The sequence below is a fragment of the Micromonospora sp. FIMYZ51 genome, assembly GCF_038246755.1.
Taxonomy (GTDB): Bacteria; Actinomycetota; Actinomycetes; order Mycobacteriales; family Micromonosporaceae; genus Micromonospora.
This window is the reverse complement of the sequence record NZ_CP134706.1, coordinates 1,762,810-1,780,534: the sequence shown is the minus strand read 5'-3', so window position 1 is coordinate 1,780,534 and position 17,725 is coordinate 1,762,810. Positions and strand designations below refer to the sequence as shown.

The following is a 17,725-nucleotide window of genomic DNA, read 5'->3' as shown; positions in this document are numbered from 1 at the left end:
CGCCACGCCGACCACCACAGGGCCGTCCAGAATCGGGACGGCCCTGTCCGGCGTACCCGGTCGGTGGCGGCGTCTGGCACCGCGGCCAGCGCTGCTCGCGGCCTCCACCGCCGCGGTGGCCGTCGCCCTGATCCCGCTGGCCTACCTCGCGGTACGCACCGCCGAGGCGGGTTGGGACCGGATCATCGCCGAGCTGTGGACCGACCGGGTGGGGCTGCTCGCCCTGCGCAGCCTCGGATTGGCCGCAGTGGTCACCACGGCCTGTGTGCTGCTCGGCGTCGGCACCGCCTTCCTGGTCACCCGCACCGACCTGCCCGCTCGTCGACTCTTCGCCGTGCTGGCGGCGCTGCCGCTTGCCGTACCCACCTACATCGCCGCCTTCGCCTGGGTTTCCACGATGCCTCGGCTGGAGGGCTTCTGGCCGGCGGCGCTGGTGCTCACCCTCTGCTCCTATCCGTACGTGCTGCTGCCGGTCGCGGCTGCGCTGCGCGGCGCAGACCCGGCTCAGGAGGAGGTGTCCCGGTCACTGGGGCGCAGCGGGTGGCAGACCTTCACCGCCGTGACGCTGCGGCAGATCCGCCCCGCCACCGCCGCCGGAGCGTTGCTGGTCGCCCTCTACGTGCTCTCCGATTTCGGTGCGGTCTCCATCCTGCGCGCCGACACCTTCACCCGGGCCATCTTCGTCGCCTTCGACCTGGGCTTCGACCGCACCGGAGCGCTTGTGCTCTCCAGCGTGCTGGTCGCGCTCACCGTGCTGCTGCTGGCCGGCGAGACCGCCACCCGCCGACGCGGGGCCCGGTACGCCCGCCTCGGCGGCGCCCGCCGCCCGGTGGCCCGGCTCTCGCTCGGGCCGGCCCGCTGGCCCGCCATCGTGACTCTGGTCGCGGTCGCCGGGCTCGCGCTCGGCGTACCGGCGGTCAGCCTGGGCCGGCGACTCGCCGCCGGAGTGTCCCGCCCGGGAGCGCTGCCGGAGGTGCTCACCGCAGCCGGCAACTCGCTTACCGTCTCGCTCGCCGGGGCCGCGCTGACCATGCTGCTGGCGCTGCCCCTGGGCCTGCTCGCGGCCCGCGCGCCGGGTCCGCTCACCACCGCGCTGGACCGGCTGGCGTACCTGGCCCACGCCCTGCCCGGCGTGGTGATCGGCCTCTCGCTGATCTTCTTCGGCATCAACGTGGCGTACCCGCTCTACCAGACGCGGTGGCTGCTGGCGCTTGCGTACGCCACGCTGTTCCTGCCGCTGGCCGTCGGTGCGGTGGCCGGTGCCGCCGCCCAGTCCCCCACCGGGCTGGAGGAGGTGGCCCGCTCGCTCGGCCGTGGGCCGTGGACCGTGCTGCGCACGGTGACCCTGCCGCTGACCCTGCCCGGCATCGGTGCGGGTGCCGCGCTGGTCTTCCTCACCGGCATGAAGGAACTTCCGGCCACCCTGCTGCTGCGCCCCACCGGGACGGACACCCTGGCCACCGAGCTGTGGACCAGTACCGCCGTCGGTGCGTACGCCGCCGCGGCACCCTACGCTGCCCTGCTGGTGGCGATCTCGGCACTACCCACCTGGTTGCTGGTCGCCCGCAGCGGCCTGCTCGACAAGGAGGACCGGCCATGAGCGAGCGTCAGCGAGCGAATCATCAACTCAGCGCACCGGTGCCTCAGGCCGGCACGCAGCGCAGCGGAGAGCCGGCATGAGCAAGCGTCAGCGAGCGAATCATCAACTCAGCGCACCGGTGCCTCAGGCCGGCACGCAGCGCAGCGGAGAGCCGGCATGAGCAAGCGTCAGCGAGCGAATCATCAACTCAGCGCACCGGTGCCTCATGGCGGCACGCAGCGCAGCGGAGGGCCGGCATGAGCAAGGTTGTGCTCAGTGGAGTGGTCAAGCGGTACGGGCGGGTCACCGCCCTGGCCGGCGCGGACCTCAGCGTGCCGTCCGGCCAGCTGACCGCCGTGCTCGGCCCGTCCGGGTGCGGCAAGACCACCTTGCTGCGTTGTCTGGCCGGCTTCGAGCGGCTGGACGCCGGTGAAATCCGCATCGACGGCAACCGGGTGGCTGGCGGCGGCAAACACCTGCCGGCGCACCGGCGCAACATCGCCGTGGTGCCTCAGGAGGGTGCGCTCTTCCCGCACCTGAGCGTGGCGGAGAACGTCGGCTACGGCCTGGACCGGGCCGCCCGGCGCTCGGACCGGGTCGAGGAGGTGCTGTCGCTGGTCGGGCTCGCCGGATACGGCGACCGGATGCCGCACCAACTCTCCGGCGGGCAGCAGCAGCGGGTGGCGGTGGCCCGGGCCCTGGCACCCCGGCCGTCGGTGGTGCTGCTGGACGAGCCGTTCAGCGCGCTCGACGCGGGCCTGCGCGCCGGGCTGCGGCACGACGTACGCGAGGCGCTGCGCGCCGACGGCGCCACCGGCGTGCTTGTCACCCACGACCAGGGCGAGGCGTTGTCGGTGGCCGATCAGGTGGTGGTGCTACGCGACGGACGGGTGATCCAGGCCGGTACGCCGACCATGGTCTACCGCGAGCCCACCGATCCCTGGGTGGCCGGGTTCGTCGGCGACGCGGTGTTGCTGCCGGCGGTCGTCGAGCACGGTTCCGCGCGCACCGCCCTCGGCGTCGTTCCGGTCGCCGGCACGGTCGCGGACGGCCCGGTCACCGTGCTGGTCCGCCCCGAGCAGGTACGCTTCGCCACCGGTCCGGGCGCGGTCACCGCCACCGTGCTGCGGCACGACTTCCACGGCCACGACGCGCTGGTCGGGCTCCGGTTGGCCGACGGCACCCGGATCACCGCCCGGATCCTCGACGGCGACGCCGCAGTCTGTCTCGGCGGCGAAGTGACCGTGCACGTGGACGGCGCGGCGCGTGCCTTCCCGGCGGACCTTGGCCCCGCCCACCCGCTTGTCACTCCGATCGAGCTGGCGGCGTAACGTCGCCTCACGGCAAGGTGGCTAACGGGGCGCGCCCATGCGGGTCACCCAATCGTGCGTTGCGAGCCGATACCCTCGAAGGGGCCAGCCGAGGGAAGGGATCTGATGCCTAGTCTGGAGCGACCGCGGGTCGAATACCGGACGCCGGAAGATCTGGTCCGCGACGTCGAGCGGGGACTCGTCCGGGTTCCGCCTTTTCAGCGCGCCCTGAAGTGGGAAGCGTCCGACATCGTCAAGCTGTTCGACAGCATTCTGCGCGGTTTCCCGATCGGGAATCTGCTGCTCTGGCGTCGGCCCGCCCCAGCTCAACGGCTGGAGATCGGTCCACTCACGATCGAGGCTCCGGCCACCGAGTCAGCGCTCTGGGTAGTGGACGGGCAGCAACGCATTGTGTCCCTGGTGGGGGCGTTGACCAAGGCAGACCAGACAGTAGATCACCGGTTCCGGGTCCACCTCGATCTCGACACGGGGGAATTTCACACCCTCGGCGCTCGTCAACAGCCGCCCGATTCCTGGATTCCGGTCAGCTTCCTGCTGGACACCGCCGTGCTGCTCCGCTGGATGCGCGATCATTCGGACTGGCTGAGCGAGGATCAACTGGCGCTCGCTGAGCAGGCAGCCAAGGCGATCCGCGAATATCAAATTCCGACCTACGTAGTGCAGGCGGCAGACGAAGAAGCGCTACTGGAAATATTCACTCGGATGAACACCACCGGCAAGCGGCTCACCAAATCCGAGGTCTTCCAGGCCCTGCACGCAGGCAACGTCGCCAGCGATCTCACGCTCAACAACCTTGGTCAGGTCACAGCCGAGCTCAGCTTTGGCGCTGTTGATGACCGCCTTGCTCTCCGCTGCATCCTGGCATATCGGGGCGGGGACGTGTTCCGCGAAGATTTCCGAAACGAGTTCGCACCAGAAGACGATCGAACCGAGATCCTCCGGGGAGTCGCGGCCGCTCTGCGGGATGCTGCGGTCTTTCTACGTAACACCTGCGCCATTCCACACATTAAGCTGCTTCCCTACACTCACGTTCTGCCCACCATCGTACGATTCATTCATCTACACGGTTCGCCCGTTGGACGGAGCGCCACCCTCCTTCGGCGATGGGTGTGGCGCAGCGCCGTGGCCGGCACCCGCGCCCGTGGTGTCAGTGTTGCCGACATCCGAAATCAGGTCGCCGCCGTGGACGCGGCGAATGCAATGGACGCCGCGACCAGCCTGCTTCGCCAGGTCCAGCCGTTTCCCGACTTCATCCCGGAGTTGGACAAGGTTCATTTCAATCATGCGATGACAAAGATCAGCGCTCTGGGCCTGCTTTCCATGGAACCCCGGAGCCTGGCGTCCGGTGAGATCCTGGATGCGGCACGACTACTTGACAGCGGCAGTCCGTTACGCCCGCTGCTGGCAGAGAAGGGTCTTCCCCGGCTGGACACCATCGCCAATCGCCTCATCCTGCCGCCCGGAGAGCGACCAGACCCAACTCGATTGGCATCCGCAACAGTCTCCGTTGCCGCCAGTCAGCTTGTCGACGAGCGGGCACAGGAGTTGCTCACACGGCATCGATGGATTGATTTCCTGGCTCACCGTGCGGAAGCCTGCGATGCTGTCATCCGGTCACACGTCGATCGGATGGCCGAGTGGGGTGCCCGAGACGGGCGGGCACTGACCGACATCCTGCGGCCTGCGGCCTGAGATGGCAGCTCACACCGTCGCCGAGGTCCGTCTGCACGGACGACATGTCGGGCAGTTGCGGTTTCGGCAGGGCGGATCCGAGTTCACCTACGGGGATGATCTCGCCTCCCCTGAGCACCGCGTCCTCGGCCAGATTTTCGAGGACGACCCCGCGCTCGTCCGCCGGGCTCGGGTCGGCCTACCCGCTTGGTTCAGCAACCTGCTACCCGAGGGAGCACTCCGTCGGCAGATCCTGCGCGAGATGGGTGGCGGCAACATCGGGGACTTCACGCTGCTGCTGCGGCTCGGCAGCAACCTACCAGGCGCTGTCACAGTCCATGCTGATGACGAGCCCACGGACGACTTCCTGTCAGCACAGGTGGACGACGCGGCGCACCCCCTGCGGCATTCTCTTGCCGGCGTCCAGCTCAAGTACTCGATCTCTGCGGCACGGCTCGCGATCCCCGCGAGCGGCCTCGGCGGCTGGTGGATCGTCAAGCTTCCCGATCGGAGTCTGCGGGACCTGCCTCTCAACGAGTACCTCACCATGCGTTGGCTGGCGGATGCAGGGTTCTCGGTACCGGAGATAGCCCTCAGCCCTGCCGAGGGGGTGAAAGGGCTGCCAGACGGTATGGTCGATCCTGTCGATCTTGTCTATGCCATTCGCCGCTTCGACCGCACGATTGACGGGCGGGTCCACGTCGAGGACTTCGCCCAGGTAGCGGACGTCGAGCCAAGGTACAAGTACAGCGAATCAGGCGTCAGCTACGACAGCCTTGCCACAGCGATCCGGCAGTTGACCGGAGAGGACGGCTACCACGACTTCATCCGTCGCCTGGTTGCCATGATCGTGGTTGGCAACACCGATGCCCACCTAAAGAACTGGGCGATCATCTATCCGGATGGGCGCACGCCGCGCCTGGCGCCTGTCTACGATTCCACTCTCTGACTGTCTACGATCGTTACCGGTACACACCGCTGGCGCTGAGGTTGGGCGGCGAGACCATGCCTTCGGCGATCAATTTTGATCATCTACGGCGTCTGGCAGAGAATGCGGGGGCAAATCCCGAGCAGACCGCCCATATAGCTGACGAGACAGTCCAACGGCTGCGGAACGCCTGGACTTCGGAGGCAGGGGTCGAGGCCAAGGCGCGATTCGGCACACTCGCGGACCACTACTCCCACCGGCTCTCGGTGCTGCCGCTGTGCAAGGCCGCAGGCTGAACAACCCAAGGGGCCGTCAGGGCTCCTCGACGCGGCTGGCGACGTGAAGCGGCCCGGCGGGTCGGTCGAGCCGTCCGCCGGGCCGGTTTCACATCAGGGCCAGTGACCAGTCGGGGTCAGTTGACCACGAAGAGCAGGCGGTTCGGCGAGCCGCTGCCGGGGCTGGTCACCACGCCGGTGGTGGCGTTGTTTACCAGGTAGGTCTTCACCTGAGCCGGCGTGTAGGACGGGTTGGCGCCCAGGACGATCGCCGCCGCGCCGGCCACGTGCGGCGAGGCCATCGAGGTGCCGTTGATCGTGTTGGTCGCGGTGTTGCTGGTGTGCCAGGCCGACGAGATGCTGGAGCCCGGCGCGAAGATGTGCACGCACGAGCCGTAGTTGGAGAAGGACGACCGGGCGTCGGTGCTGGTCGTCGCGCCGACGGTGATGGCGGTCGAGGTACGGGCCGGGGAGTAGTTGCAGGCGTTGGCGTTCGAGTTGCCGGCCGCCACGGCGTAGCTGACGCCGGAGCGGATCGAGTTGGCCACTGCGTTGTCGATGCTGGTGCTGGCCCCGCCGCCGAGGCTCATGTTCGCCACGGCGGGCTTGACCGCGTTGGCGGTCACCCAGTTCACGCCGTTGACCACGCTGGTGGTGGTGCCGCCGCCGGAGCAGTTGAGCACCTTCACCGCGACCAGGCGGACCCCCTTGGCCACACCGTACGTCGAGCCGCCGACAGTGCCGGCGACGTGGGTGCCGTGGCCGTTGCAGTCGGTGTTGTTGGAGTCGACCGTGTTGGTGCCCCAGGTGGCCCGGCCGCCGAAGTCGTTGTGCGTGGTCCGGATGCCGGTGTCGATGATGTACGCCCGCACGTTCGAGGCGGTGTTCGGGTAGGTGTAGCTGTTGCTCAGCGGACGGGTCCGCTGGTCGATGCGGTCCAGGCCCCAGGTCGGGTTGCTCTGCGTCGCCTGGAGCGTGATCACCTGGTCCTGTTCGACGTAGGCGACGTCGGGGTTGGCGGCGAGCCGGGCCGCCTGCGTCGGGGTCATCTTGGCGGCGAAGCCGGTCAGCGCGGCGCTGTAGACGTCGGAGACGCTGCCGCCGTACCGCTTCACCAGCGCGCTGGCCCGGTTCGGCACCGCGCTACGGGCGGTCGAGGAGCCGGCCGCGCCGACCGTGTCGGAGCGCAGGACGACGAGGTAACTTCCACTTACCGCGTTCGCCGCGCCGGCGCCACGGACCTCGCCGGTGGGTGCGGCTACCGCCGCGGTGGTGCTGGCCGCCGAGACGGCCGCCGCGGTGGCGACGACGGCGAACGCCCGGATGAGGTGCCGTCGCGCGGGGGAACCTGATGGCATCGTCTGCCTCCTTTTGCAGGCGTGACCTGCCGGGCTTCTGGCCGGCCGGCTCACACCATCGACTGAGTTGGATGAGATGCTAGCCCTTGATCGACAAATATGACAGAGATTGGTGTCAATACTTTGTGAATGTAACGGGTCGACGCGCCGTAACCAGCGCGACCAGGCAGGATTGCGGCGTGGACGGACACGACATGCTGCTCCCGCCGGCCGGCGTCGACGCGCTGCGAACCGCGCTGGTCAGGGCGAACTTCACCGCGAACGGCATCGCCGCCCGGCTCGGCTCGCAGGCCACCGGCGGGGTGGCCCGCAACGACTTCCGGGCCGCGCTGCGGGCCACCACCGACGGTGACCCGCTCGCCACTCTGATCCGGGTGTTCATCTGCGAGCAGACCGAGCCGGAGGCGGCCGTGGCCGCCGCACTGGCACCGCTGTCGATTGCCGACGCGCTCGCGGCGGGACTTGTCGAGCGGCACGGCGACGGGCTGCGGATGGGGCTGGACCTGGAGCCGTACGGCGACGACTGGTGGGTGCTCGCGGACGTGCCGGCGAGCGCCCGCCCTGGGCGCCCACTGCACGCCGAGCACGTGCTGGGCATCGGCGGGGCGACCCAGACCATGATCGGTGCCGCCGTCCGCCGGCCCGTGGACAGCGCCCTCGACCTCGGCACCGGATCGGGCGTACAGGCGCTGCACCTGAGCACCCACGCGCGGCGGGTCACCGCCACCGACGTCTCGCGACGGGCGTTACGGTTCGCCGCCACCACCGCCGCGCTCAACGGCCAGGACTGGGAGTTGTTGCACGGCGACCTGGTCACGCCGGTCGCCGGCCGCCGTTTCGACCTGGTGGTGAGCAACCCGCCCTTCGTGGTCGGGCCCGGCACCACCACCCACGTCTACCGCGACTCCGGCCGGGTCGGCGACGCGATCGGCGCCGAACTGGCCGCCGCCGCGCCGGGACTGCTCACCGAGGGCGGCACCATGCAGTACCTCGCCAACTGGGTGCACATCACCGGCGAGGACTGGGGCGAGCGGGTGGCCGGCTGGTTCGCCGGCACCGGCCTGGACGCCTGGGTGATCCAGCGCGAGGTGGCCGACCCGATGGCGTACGTCAACCTGTGGCTGACCGACGTCGGCGAGGCGGCCGACCCGCAGCGGATGGCCGACTGGCTGGACTGGTTCGACGCGCACAAGGTGGAGGCGATCGGCTTCGGCATCGTCTCGCTGCGCCGAGGTGGCCATGCCGACCCGGTGCTGCGGGTGGAGGACCTGCGCCAGCGGGTGCAGGCACCGATGGGCGACCGGATCGCCGCCTGGTTCGACCGGCAGGACTGGTTGCGCACGCAGGGCACCGACGGGCTGCTGGACGCCCGTTACCGCGCCGCCGACGGGCTCCGGCTGCACCAGGAGGCGACGATGGGTGACGACGGGTGGGGGGTGGACCGCCAGGTCCTCACCATGCCGCACGGTCTGCGATGGACCGAGGAGGTCGACCCGCTGGTGCTGGCGCTGGTCGGCGGAGCCGACGGCCGCCTGCCGCTGCGTGACCAGCTCGCGCTGCTCGCGGTCGCGCACGACGTGGCCGTCGACGAACTGGCCGAGGCCGCCGGCCCGATCGTGGCGCACCTGGTCGAGCGCGGCCTCGTCGAGCCGGTGACGGCCTGATGCGGGCGGCGGGAATCCTGCTGACGACAGTGCGCCTGACGACGGTGGTGAGTCTGATGACGACGGTGGTGGCCTGATGCGGGCGGTGGTGCAGACCGTGGGGCGGGCCAGTGTCACGGTCGACGGCGAAGTGGTCGGCGCGATCTCCGACGGGCTGCTGGTGCTGCTCGGGGTGACCCACAGCGACACCGCGCAGACCGCCCGGACGATGGCCCGCAAGGTGCACGAGCTGCGGATCCTGGACGACGAGCGATCGGCGGCCGAGGTGGGCGCACCGATCCTCGTCGTCAGCCAGTTCACCCTCTACGGCGACGCCCGCAAGGGACGCCGCCCCACCTGGACCGCGGCCGCCCCGGCCGAGGTGGCCGAACCGCTTGTCGAGGCGGTGGTCGCGGAGCTGCGTCAGCGCGGCGCGAAGGTCGAGACCGGCCGGTTCCGCGCCCATATGCTGGTGGAGAGCGTCAACGTCGGCCCGCGCACCCTTCTGCTCGACCTCTGACGGCCCCGCTCGCCGCGACTTCGTGGTCGACGGGGGCAGCGCGGGTCAGCCGAACAGGCCGCGACGGCTAAGGGACTGGCGCAGCCAGCCGTCGAGCTGGGCGGCCCAGTCGACCTGGTCGACCGTCGCGTGGTCGACGGTGAAGCGGCCGAAGACGTCGCGGCCCTCGGTGAACAGGCCGCCGCGCTTGTCCAGCTCCAACACCACCTCCAGCTGCCGCGGGCCGGCGACGAAGGTGACCTCCAGCTGTTTCATCGCGCCGGCGTACTGCGGTGCCGGATAGAACTCGATCTCCTGATAGAACGGCAGGGTCTGGTGCACGCCGTAGATGTGCCCCCGCTCGACGTCCGCCCGGGCGAACCGGAAGCCGAGCCGCAGCAGCGCCTCCAACAGGCGTTCCTGGGCCGGCAGCGGATGCACCGCGATCGGGTCCAGGTCGCCGGAGTCGACCGAACGGGCCACCTCCAACTCCGTACGCAGTCCCATCGTCATGCCGTGCAGGTGCTGCCCGTACAGCTCGGTGAGCGGGGTTTCCCAGGGCACGTCGAAGCGGAACGGGATGTCGTACCGCTGCCCGGCGGCCAGCTGGAACGCCCCGGTCACCCGCTGCTGGTGGAAATCCTGGTTGGTCGTGTACTCGTTGTCGCCGCTCTCCACCTCGACCCGGGTGAGCAGGCCGAGCGCCACGTACGAGATGTCCACCGTGTGGTCGCCGCCGGTCACCGCGATGGTGCCCGTCAACTGCCCGCCCGGGCGGCAGTTCGGGTTCGCCAACACCGTCTCCACGGACGGGCCACCGACCCCCATCGCCTGCATGAGCCGCTTGAAGACCACGTCGCCTCCGTCGCTTGAATACCGTTGCGCCCGCTCGGGGCTTGGCCATGCCGGCATCCGCCGACCGCTGGCACGGTAACCGGCATCGACAAGCTCGTCCGGCCGAACGGCCGAACCGGTCGGACCGACGGTCGTGTCCCGCTGTCGGGTCTCCGATCGCCTCACTCCCGTTTTACGCCCCACCCGCCAAGCTGTGTGTCACCGGCGGAACTTCGCCGAAGCAACACGGCACGGACGTGGAACGGGGAGACAGAGATGGCCCTGCAGATGATCGAGCACCGCACGCGCGCCGGCGTCGAGGTTGAGCCCGGCGTCGACACCCTGACCGACCTGGACGCCACCGACGAACGCGGCGTCTCCACCGACCTGGTCCGGGCATACCTGAATGGAATCGGTCGGCGGAAGCTGCTGACCGCAGCCGAGGAGGTCGACCTCGCCAAGCGGATCGAGGCCGGCCTCTTCGCCGAGGAGAAGCTGACCACCTGCACCCCGGTCTCCGCCGGGCTCCGCGCCGACCTGGAACTGGTCGCGCAGGAAGGTCGGGCGGCCAAGGACCACCTGCTGGAGGCGAATCTCCGCCTGGTGGTCAGCATCGCTAAGCGGTACACCGGCCGCGGCATGGCCTTCCTCGACCTGATCCAGGAAGGCAACCTCGGCCTCATCCGCGCCGTCGAGAAATTCGACTACACCAAGGGCTACAAGTTCTCCACCTACGCCACCTGGTGGATCCGCCAGGCCATCACCCGCGCCATGGCCGACCAGGCCCGCACCATCCGCATCCCGGTGCACATGGTCGAGCAGGTCAACCGGATGGTCCGGGCCCGCCGCGAACTTGCGGTGTCGCTGGGCCGCGAGCCCACCCTCACCGAGGTGGCCCGCGCGCTCGACGTACCGGAGTACCAGGTGATCGAGCTGATCTCGTACGATCGCGAGCCGGTCAGCCTGGACCAGGCCGTCGGCGAGGACGGCGAGAGCGCCCTCGGTGACTTCGTCGCCGCCGTCGACCCGAGTGCCCTGCCCGGTGACGCCGCCGCCCAGGGCGAGCTGCGCAACGAGGTGAGCATCGTGCTGGCCACCCTGTCGCAGCGCGAGCAGGCGGTCATCCGGCTGCGGTTCGGGCTGGACGACGGCCGGCAGCGCACCCTGGACGAGGTCGGTCGCGAGTTCGGCCTGTCCCGGGAGCGGATCCGGCAGATCGAGAAGGTCACGCTGCTCAAGCTCCGGGCGCCGGAGCGGGCACAGCGGCTGGAGGCGTACGCCTGCTGAAGTTGGGCGGCACCACGTCGGCCCCGGCGGTTCGCCGGGGCCGACGTTGTTCGTTCGCTGCTTGACTAGGACCGGGCAGATCCGATACAAACCTCTTGGTTATCAAACCAAGGGGTTATATACAGTGCACAGCGATCTGGACGCCACCTTCGCGGCGTTGGCCGACCCGACCCGGCGGGCGATTCTCGCCCGGCTGGCGACCGGCGACGCGACCGTCACCGAACTCGCCGCGCCCTTCGCGATGAGCCAACCGGCGATCTCCAAGCACCTGCGGGTGCTGGAGCGGGCCGGTCTCATCAGCCGCAGTCGGGTGGCGCAGCGCCGCCCCTGCCGGCTGGAGGCGGATCCGCTACGGGAGGCCACCGCCTGGCTGGCGGCGTACCGGGACCACTGGGCGGAGCGCTACCAACGCCTCGACGCCCTGCTCGACGAACTGCACGCGATGGAGAACGCCGACCGCAACGGCGAGGCGCCGTGATCGACGATCACCTCGTGGTCGCCACGCCCGGCGACCGGGAGATCGTGCTGAGCCGGATGTTCGACGCCCCGGCGCGCCTGGTCTTCTCCGCCTTCACCCGCCCCGACCTGCTGATGCGGTGGTACGGCGCACGCGGCTGGCGGCTGGTCGAATGCGAGGTGGACCTGCGGGTGGGCGGGCGCTGGCGGTTCGTGTCGCAGGGGCCCGGCGGGGAGCGGATGGTCCAGAGTGGTGTCTACCGGGAAGTCGACCCGCCACGCCGGCTTGTGCAGACCGAGCGCTTCGAGCAGCAGTCCTACCCGGGACAGACCCTGGTCCGCCACGACTTCACCGAGCTGGCCGGGCGGACCACCGTCACCACCACGCTGCGGTTCGCCACGCCGGAGGGACGCGCCACCGCACTGCGGTACCCGATGACCCGCGGCGTCACCGAGAGCTACACCCGACTCGCCGACCTGCTGGCGACGACATCAGAGGGAGCATCATGAACTGGACCCTGGAAGTGGTGGTCGTACCCGTCTCGGACCTGGACCGGGCCAAGGCGTTCTACGCCGACCAGCTCGGCTTCGTCGTCGACCATGACACGAAAATCAACGACGACGTACGAATCGTGCAGTTGACCCCGCCCGGCTCGGGCTGCTCGATCGTGATCGGCAAGCACGCGGTGCCAGACATGCCGCCGGGTTCGTTGAAGGGTCTCCAACTCGTCGTGCCGGACCTGCACAAGGCCCGCGCCGAGCTGCTCGAACGAGGCGTCGAGGTGAGCGAAATCCAGGTGGTCGGGAAGAATCCCCGCCCGGTGCCGGACCCGCTGGACAACGTCGGCTTCGTCTTCTTCCAGGACCCGGACGGCAACGGCTGGGCGGTGCAGCAGATCTCCAGCCGCCCCTGACACCCCGAGCGGCTGGCGCCGAGCGGACTGGCGCCGGGCGAGCTGGCGCCGAGCGGACTGGCACCGGGCGAGCTGGCACCGGGCGAGCTGGTGTTAAAAGGGGGCCCTTGCTATGCACGAGGCGTTAAAAGGGGGCCCTTCCTTGCTCACAGGCGGCGGGGGCCGGTGTCGGGGCGGGGGGCGGCGGAGCCGGTCAGGACGGTCGCGTGCAGCACCGACAGGCCGTCCGGCCGGGCGAGCACCGGGTTCAACGTCAGGGCGCGGACCCGGGGCTGTTCGTCGGCGAGTCGACCGACCCGCAGCAGCAGGTCGGCCAGGGCCTGCCGGTCGACCGGGGCGGCGCCGCGATGACCACGCAGCAGTGGCGCCGCACGGGGGGCGTCCACCAGCTCGGCGGCGTCGCGGTCGGTCAACGGCACCGCCCGCCAGGCCCGGTCGGCGAGCAGTTCGGTGGCGACCCCGCCGAGTCCGAATCCGACCACCGGGCCGAACGCCGGATCCTCCACCAACTCCACCACGCAGGCCACGCCGGGCGGCACCATCGGCTGCACCAGGACCTCCGTGCCGAACGCCGCCGCCAGTTCCGCGTACGTCCGGCGCACGGCGGCGGCGTCGGGCAGGTCGAGGCGAACCGCGCCGAGGTCGAGCCGGTGCCGCAGGCCGGCCGCAGCCGCCTTCAACGCCACCGGGAACCCGAACCGGGTCGCCGCCTCGACGGCCTCCTCGGCCGAGCCGACCGGAGTCGAGGCGACCACCTCGATACCGTACGCACCGAGCAGTGCCAGCGGATCGGCCCCGTCGACCCGCAGCGCCGCCTGGGCCGCCGCCCGGTCGATATCGGGCAGTTCGGGCGGCACCCCGGGCGGTCGGCGCAGCCAGTCGGCGTACGCGGTGACCCGGGCGAGCGCCCGCACCGCCTCCTCCACGCTCGGATAGGAGGGCATCCCGGCCGGTGCCCGACCGACCAGGAAGGTCGCCACCGCCGGCTTGGCCTCGGCGAGCGCGGTGGGCAGGGCGGCGGTGAAATCCGCCTCGGTGCCGGTGAACTGGCCGGGTAGCGGCGGCGCGAAGAGGGCCACCAGCGCGTCGACGGTCTCGGCGGCGGCGGCCTCGGCCAGCGCCTCGGCGAACTCGGCCGCACTGGCGCGCGGCCCGACGTCCCGGGGGTAGCCCACGGCAACGGTCAGTCCCTGGGCCGCGCAGGCGGTCGCCGCCAGGCCGGTCAGCGCCGAGGAGTTACCGACGATGCCCACCCGGTTTCCGGCCGGCAACGGCTGGTTGGCCAGCAGCACCCCGACATCGAGCAGTTCGGCGACGGTGTCCACCCGGATCACGCCGGACTGGGCGAACAGCGCACTCACCGCAGTCGCGTCCGGGCCGACGGAGTCGCCGACCCCGGGTGGGCGGGCCGGCGAGGCCAGGGCCACCACCGGCTTGTCCCGGCCGATGCGCCGGGCCAGCCGGGCGAACTTACGCGGGTTGCCGAACGTCTCCAGGTACAACATGATCACGTCTGTCGCGGGATCGTCCTGCCAGTACTGCAACAGGTCGTTGCCGGAGACGTCGGCCCGGTTGCCGGCCGAGACGAAGCTGGACAGGCCGAGCCCGCGCCGATCGGCCTCGGCCAGCAGCGCCACGCCGAACGCGCCAGACTGGCTGAAGATGCCGACCCGTCCGGGTACCGGCAGGCGCGGGGCGAGCGTGGCGTTGAGGCGTACCGTCGGGTCGGTGTTGGCCACCCCCAGGCAGTTCGGGCCGATCACCCGCATGCCCGCCGCGTGGGCCGCCCGGACCAGCGCCCGCTGCGCGGCGGCACCCTCGACGCCGGCCTCGGCGAAGCCGGCGGAGATGACGACCAGGCCGTGTACCCCGGCCGCGGCGGCGTCCGTGACCACCGCGAGCGCGGACTCCGGTGGCACCGCGACCACCGCCAGGTCGACCGGCAGCCCCGCGTCGGCCGCCGACGGGTACGCGGGCAGCCCGGCCACCCGGGTGGCGGTGGGATGCACCGGCACCACCCCACCGGTGAACCCGCCGTCGCGCAGATGCCCGAGCACCGCCGCGCCGACGCCCTGGCCGGTGGCGCTGGCACCGTAGACCGCGACGCCACGCGGCGCGAGCAGCCGGGCGATGGAGCGGGCCTCGGTGCGGTGCTCCCGCCCGCGCTGCACCTCCAGGGTGGCCTCGGTGGGCGCGATCGGGAAGGTCAGGTGCACCACGCCGTCGGCGAACTGTCGCTGGATCTGGTATCCGAAGTCGGCGAAGACCCGCAGCATCGCACCGTTGGCCGGCAACACCTCGGCGACGAAGTTGACGATCCCGACCCGCCGGGCGGCGTCGGCGAGGTGCTCCAGCAGCACCGACCCGATGCCCCGCCCCTGGTAGGCGTCCTCGACCACGAAGGCCACCTCGGCGTCCGGTGCGGCCGGGCCGAGCCGCTCGTACCGGCCGACAGCGACGATCCGCTCGCCGGCCAGCACCACGAACGCCTCCCGGTCGCGGTGGTCGACGTTGACGAAGCGTTGCAGGTCCCGCTCGGGAATGCGCGGGTACGGCGAGAAGTAGCGCAGGTAGCGGGTGCGCTCGGAGAAGCGGGAGTGCATGGCCACGATCGCCGGCCCGTCCGAGGGCCGGATGGGTCGCAACTGGACCGTGCTGCCGTCGCTGAGCAGCACGTCAATGGCTTGTTCGGCTGTGGTCACGTTTGGCGGCCCTCCCCCGGCCGGCTCAGTCGCGTGGATCGTGCGGATCGAGGCCGAGCAGCGGGAAGACCGCCTTGCGGGTGGCGGCGATCGCCCGGTCCACCGGGTTGGGCTCGCCGGTGGGTTGCCACGGCTCGTACCCCGGATCGACGTCATCGGTCATCCGCAGCGGCACGTCGAAGCCGGGGCGGCGGGCCGCAGCCAACTCCCGCCAGGCCGGTGGGGTCAGCACGGCCGGCTCCAGCGGTGCGCCGGTGGCCACCGCCAGCAGGTGCGTCCAGGCTCGGGGCACCACCTCCACCAACGCGTAACCGCCGCCGCCGGTGGCCACCCAACGCCCGTCGCACAACTCGTCGGCGAGCGCCCGCAACGCCAGATAGGTGGCCCGCTGACCGTCGACGGAGAGATGCAGGTCGGCGAGCGGGTCCTTGTGGTGGGCGTCCGCGCCGCACTGGGTGAACAGCAACTGCGGACGGAACGCCCGCAAAACCGACGGGACGATCGCGTGGAAGGCGCGCTGCCAGCCGGCATCCGTCACCCCGGGCGGCAATGGGACATTGACCGCGGTGCCCGCCGCGTTCGGGCCGCCGGTCTCGTCGGGAAAGCCGGTGCCGGGAAAGAGCGCCAGCGGGGTCTCGTGCAGGCTCACCGTGAGCACCCGCGGGTCGTCCCAGAAGATCTGCTGCACCCCGTCGCCGTGGTGCACGTCGACGTCGACGTACGCGATCCGCTCCGCGCCGAGGTCGAGCAGCCGGGCGATGGCCACCGCCGGGTCGTTGTAGACGCAGAACCCGGCGGCCCGCGCCGGCATGGCGTGATGCAGGCCGCCGGCCACGTTCACCGCCCGGCGGGCCTCGCCACGCCACACCGCCTCGGCGGCGGCCACGGTCGCCCCGGCAATCAGCGCGCTGGACTCGTGCATCCGCTCGAAGACCGGGTTGTCCGAAGTGCCCAGCCCGAAGCCGGCGAAGAGCGGGTCGCCCGGTGCGATCCGCACCGCGTCCAGATAACGCGGATCGTGCACCCGGGTCAGCAGCGCGTCGTCGGCCGGTGCCGGCCGGACCAGCCGCACACCGGGGCGTTGCAGGACGCCGAGTTCCCGGGCGAGCGCGATGGTCAACTCGACCCGCACCGGATCGAGCGGATGGTCACCGAGGTCGTAGGCGAGCAGCGACTCGTCCCACACCACCACCGTGTCGTCGGACATCTGCCCATGGTCGCACGAGGCCGGCCGGGCGGCCGGTCCGGCGGCCGAGGGTGCGTCCGTCCGCAGCCGGGCGCCGGGACCGGTCACGACCTGGCCACCGGCCGATCCGGGTCGGCGACCCAGTTGCTCCAGGAGCCGACATAGAGCGCGGCGTCCGGCCGGCCGGCGAGGTGCAGCGCCAGCACGGCCTGCGCGGCGGTCACCCCGGAGCCGCAGTACGCGCCGACCGCCGCACCGTCGGCCACCCCGACGGCCGCGAACCGGTCACGCAGCACCTCGGCGGCCGGAAACCGGCCCTCGGTGACGTACTCCGGCGCCGGCAGGTTCACCGCACCCGGCACGTGACCGGCGACCGGATCGATCGGCTCGTGTTCGCCCCGATAGCGCGGGGCGGCACGCACGTCGAGCAGCACACCATCGCCGCCAGCGGCCAGCCGGGCGGCGGCCGTGGCGTCGAGCACCGGCAGGGCACCCGGCGCGACGACCACATCGCCCGCGACCGGGATCGGCGCGTCGGTGCTTGTGGGCAACCCGGCGGCGAGCCAGGCCGGGTAGCCGCCGGAGAGCAGCCGGACCGGCCGGTGCCCCGCCCAACGCAGCGTCCACCAGGCACGGGCCGCGGCCATTCCGTCGCCACCGTCGTACACCACCACCGGATGACCGGCGCGTACCCCGGCGGCCCGCAACGCCGCCTGCAACGCGGCCGGGTCGGGCAGCGGGTGCCGCCCCGCCGGGCCCGGCGGGCCACACAACGCGGTATCCAGATCGACGAAGACCGCGCCGGGCAGGTGCCCCGCCGCGTAGTCGTCCCGACCCGGCGGCCCGATCAGCCGCCAACGGACATCGAGCAGGGTGGGCGGATCGGCCGCGTCGAGTTCGGCGGCGAGCCGCCCGGCCTCGACCAGAAGCTCCTCGGTGTCGGACATGGCGTCCAGTCAACACCATCTGTAACCGGGCGCGATTCGTCGAAGCCCCTCCGACGTGCGGCGCGGTACCATAGATCACCGGAGGGCCGCTGACACTATGAAGTCTCACGACCTG

General features: G+C 71.1%; 15 protein-coding genes. 10 read left to right on the top strand and 5 right to left on the bottom strand.

The window, feature by feature from the left end; all coding sequences use genetic code 11:
* The first annotated feature begins 43 nt into the window (after nucleotides 1–43).
* The 4 genes from QQG74_RS08305 to QQG74_RS08290 all read left to right on the top strand — a co-directional run bounded on the left by QQG74_RS08305 (nucleotide 44) and on the right by QQG74_RS08290 (nucleotide 5,530).
* Nucleotides 44–1,600 (top strand): iron ABC transporter permease, encoded by a 1,557-nt coding sequence (locus tag QQG74_RS08305; RefSeq protein ID WP_341721175.1) that lies wholly within the window; start codon nucleotides 44–46, stop codon nucleotides 1,598–1,600.
* A 236-nt stretch (nucleotides 1,601–1,836) separates the two neighbouring features.
* On the top strand, nucleotides 1,837–2,910 hold the full coding sequence (locus tag QQG74_RS08300; RefSeq protein WP_341719699.1) for an ABC transporter ATP-binding protein: 1,074 nt from the start codon (nucleotides 1,837–1,839) through the stop codon (nucleotides 2,908–2,910).
* A gap of 105 nt (nucleotides 2,911–3,015) precedes the next feature.
* Nucleotides 3,016–4,602 carry a DUF262 domain-containing protein gene (locus QQG74_RS08295; RefSeq protein ID WP_341719698.1) on the top strand — a complete coding sequence of 529 codons (1,587 nt, stop codon included), beginning with the start codon at nucleotides 3,016–3,018 and terminating at the stop codon, nucleotides 4,600–4,602.
* Nucleotide 4,603: 1 nt separating this feature from the next.
* Nucleotides 4,604–5,530: a type II toxin-antitoxin system HipA family toxin gene (locus tag QQG74_RS08290; RefSeq protein ID WP_341719697.1), complete on the top strand. Its 927-nt coding sequence runs from the start codon at nucleotides 4,604–4,606 to the stop codon at nucleotides 5,528–5,530.
* A 391-nt stretch (nucleotides 5,531–5,921) separates the two neighbouring features.
* Here the strand turns inward: QQG74_RS08290 and QQG74_RS08285 are convergent, their stop codons facing one another.
* Nucleotides 5,922–7,142, bottom strand: a complete 1,221-nt coding sequence (locus QQG74_RS08285) for a S8 family peptidase (protein WP_341719696.1) — start codon at nucleotides 7,140–7,142, stop codon at nucleotides 5,922–5,924.
* A 179-nt stretch (nucleotides 7,143–7,321) separates the two neighbouring features.
* Here QQG74_RS08285 and QQG74_RS08280 point away from each other — a divergent pair, with 179 nt between their 5' ends.
* Together QQG74_RS08280 and dtd are read left to right on the top strand one after the other, a co-directional pair.
* On the top strand, nucleotides 7,322–8,806 hold the full coding sequence (locus QQG74_RS08280; RefSeq protein WP_341719695.1) for a methyltransferase: 1,485 nt from the start codon (nucleotides 7,322–7,324) through the stop codon (nucleotides 8,804–8,806).
* Between the two features lie 76 nt (nucleotides 8,807–8,882).
* Complete coding sequence (gene dtd, locus QQG74_RS08275) at nucleotides 8,883–9,305, top strand: D-aminoacyl-tRNA deacylase (RefSeq protein ID WP_341719694.1); 423 nt, start codon at nucleotides 8,883–8,885, stop codon at nucleotides 9,303–9,305.
* Nucleotides 9,306–9,350: 45 nt separating this feature from the next.
* On the opposite strand, the gene QQG74_RS08270 is transcribed toward dtd, so the two are convergent.
* The gene (locus QQG74_RS08270) at nucleotides 9,351–10,139 is read right to left on the bottom strand and encodes a sporulation protein (protein ID WP_341719693.1); all 789 of its coding nucleotides are present in this window, start codon (nucleotides 10,137–10,139) and stop codon (nucleotides 9,351–9,353) included.
* Nucleotides 10,140–10,394: 255 nt separating this feature from the next.
* Here QQG74_RS08270 and sigB point away from each other — a divergent pair, with 255 nt between their 5' ends.
* The 4 genes from sigB to QQG74_RS08250 all read left to right on the top strand — a co-directional run bounded on the left by sigB (nucleotide 10,395) and on the right by QQG74_RS08250 (nucleotide 12,775).
* Entirely contained in the window at nucleotides 10,395–11,405 is a 1,011-nt protein-coding gene (gene sigB, locus QQG74_RS08265) for an RNA polymerase sigma factor SigB (protein ID WP_341719692.1), read from the top strand.
* A gap of 124 nt (nucleotides 11,406–11,529) precedes the next feature.
* Nucleotides 11,530–11,883: a metalloregulator ArsR/SmtB family transcription factor gene (locus tag QQG74_RS08260; RefSeq protein ID WP_341719691.1), complete on the top strand. Its 354-nt coding sequence runs from the start codon at nucleotides 11,530–11,532 to the stop codon at nucleotides 11,881–11,883.
* Between the two features lie 56 nt (nucleotides 11,884–11,939).
* Entirely contained in the window at nucleotides 11,940–12,371 is a 432-nt protein-coding gene (locus QQG74_RS08255) for an SRPBCC family protein (RefSeq protein WP_341721174.1), read from the top strand.
* Complete coding sequence (locus QQG74_RS08250) at nucleotides 12,368–12,775, top strand: VOC family protein (protein ID WP_341719690.1); 408 nt, start codon at nucleotides 12,368–12,370, stop codon at nucleotides 12,773–12,775. The genes QQG74_RS08255 and QQG74_RS08250 overlap by 4 nt, the downstream gene beginning before the upstream one ends.
* 146 nt (nucleotides 12,776–12,921) lie before the next feature.
* On the opposite strand, the gene QQG74_RS08245 is transcribed toward QQG74_RS08250, so the two are convergent.
* The 3 genes from QQG74_RS08245 to QQG74_RS08235 form a co-directional block, all read right to left on the bottom strand.
* Complete coding sequence (locus QQG74_RS08245) at nucleotides 12,922–15,477, bottom strand: GNAT family N-acetyltransferase (RefSeq protein ID WP_341719689.1); 2,556 nt, start codon at nucleotides 15,475–15,477, stop codon at nucleotides 12,922–12,924.
* A gap of 25 nt (nucleotides 15,478–15,502) precedes the next feature.
* Nucleotides 15,503–16,684, bottom strand: coding sequence for an acetoin utilization protein AcuC (locus QQG74_RS08240; protein ID WP_341719688.1), 1,182 nt, complete (start codon nucleotides 16,682–16,684; stop codon nucleotides 15,503–15,505).
* A gap of 83 nt (nucleotides 16,685–16,767) precedes the next feature.
* Nucleotides 16,768–17,610: a sulfurtransferase gene (locus QQG74_RS08235; RefSeq protein WP_341719687.1), complete on the bottom strand. Its 843-nt coding sequence runs from the start codon at nucleotides 17,608–17,610 to the stop codon at nucleotides 16,768–16,770.
* Between the last annotated feature and the right edge of the window lie 115 nt (nucleotides 17,611–17,725).

Bases quoted from the DNA above. Each gene is read 5' to 3' on its own strand.
- QQG74_RS08235 (WP_341719687.1), bottom strand. From the start codon at position 17,610: ATGTCCGACACCGAGGAGCTTCTGGTCGAGGCCGGGCGGCTCGCCGCC.
- QQG74_RS08300 (WP_341719699.1), top strand. From the start codon at position 1,837: ATGAGCAAGGTTGTGCTCAGTGGAGTGGTCAAGCGGTACGGGCGGGTC.
- QQG74_RS08290 (WP_341719697.1), top strand. From the start codon at position 4,604: ATGGCAGCTCACACCGTCGCCGAGGTCCGTCTGCACGGACGACATGTC.
- QQG74_RS08255 (WP_341721174.1), top strand. From the start codon at position 11,940: ATGTTCGACGCCCCGGCGCGCCTGGTCTTCTCCGCCTTCACCCGCCCC.
- QQG74_RS08250 (WP_341719690.1), top strand. From the start codon at position 12,368: ATGAACTGGACCCTGGAAGTGGTGGTCGTACCCGTCTCGGACCTGGAC.
- QQG74_RS08295 (WP_341719698.1), top strand. From the start codon at position 3,016: ATGCCTAGTCTGGAGCGACCGCGGGTCGAATACCGGACGCCGGAAGAT.
- QQG74_RS08285 (WP_341719696.1), bottom strand. From the start codon at position 7,142: ATGCCATCAGGTTCCCCCGCGCGACGGCACCTCATCCGGGCGTTCGCC.
- dtd (WP_341719694.1), top strand. From the start codon at position 8,883: ATGCGGGCGGTGGTGCAGACCGTGGGGCGGGCCAGTGTCACGGTCGAC.
- sigB (WP_341719692.1), top strand. From the start codon at position 10,395: ATGGCCCTGCAGATGATCGAGCACCGCACGCGCGCCGGCGTCGAGGTT.
- QQG74_RS08240 (WP_341719688.1), bottom strand. From the start codon at position 16,684: ATGTCCGACGACACGGTGGTGGTGTGGGACGAGTCGCTGCTCGCCTAC.